2 protein-coding genes are annotated in these 824 nt (G+C 58.3%); both read right to left on the bottom strand.

Translation table 11 applies throughout. From position 1 onward, the window contains the following. Positions 1 to 73 precede the first annotated feature (73 nt). On the bottom strand, positions 74 to 523 hold the full coding sequence (locus JTP94_RS02905; RefSeq protein WP_204849070.1) for a hypothetical protein: 450 nt from the start codon (positions 521 to 523) through the stop codon (positions 74 to 76). Next, positions 520 to 824 (bottom strand): hypothetical protein (locus JTP94_RS02900; protein ID WP_204849069.1); only part of this gene is annotated, 305 nt, incomplete at its 5' end. The genes JTP94_RS02900 and JTP94_RS02905, both read right to left, overlap by 4 nt.

Genomic DNA, 824 nt, shown 5'->3' with positions numbered 1-824 from the left:
CCGTAACTTCATCAAGGGCCTTTGCAGCAGAGTTTCTGACATCGTCTGGAAGTTCATAAATGGAACTCATCGCTCAAACTCCCCCACCGCAATCATTGATCCCGAGATGAGCAACGAGATCCGCCGCAGCATCCGCGATCTTCCGCTCCGCTATCACCCGGTCGCCGATCCTCTCGACATACTCATGGTCGGACAGCGGCGCACACGCCTTCTCCGGCGAGGGTCCGGCTGCGCCAAAGGCTGCGGCCACGCCGCTGTCCGATTGGTGATTGGGATGCGTTGGAACGACATAGAGCTGCCATGCAATGGGCTCGTTGCTTCCAACCGTAAAACCTGCCCATCGGCCTTCGCTCGTCTTGGTCTCCGGAATCCAGTAGGACCGGTGGACTTTCCCGTCAGCAGTCGCCAGCCAAACCGGCGCGACGTGATGCTCGATGATTTGCTTTTCAACACCCTTGACGGTGCGCGTGACGGAGACCTGAGTTCCGAGCGGGGCGGCGGTGAGATCGTGGCTCCAGATCATTCGCCGTCCTCCGCAACAAGTTCAGCTTGGCGCAGGCGACGAAGCTCGATGTCGGCATCAATCCATTTATCGAACGATCCCCATGCCTCATGCGGCTTACTCTGCTGGAACTCCCAGCCGATCGACCACTCAGCGGGTTGCTCATGCGTCATCGCATAGAAGGAGGAGCAATGGTCTTTGAGATAGCGATAACGGAGCGCATCCTTGCGAAGCTCACGAACGCCGTTCGGCATAATCGAAAGGCTGGTGTATTCGTTCCAGCCAAGCTCTCGGCGGATCTCGTAGAGCATGCTGGTCTCGC

Source organism: Martinezella lusitana (genome assembly GCF_016901135.1).
Classification (GTDB): Bacteria; Pseudomonadota; Alphaproteobacteria; order Rhizobiales; family Rhizobiaceae; genus Rhizobium; species Rhizobium lusitanum_D.
This window is presented reverse-complemented; position numbering and strand designations above follow the sequence as displayed.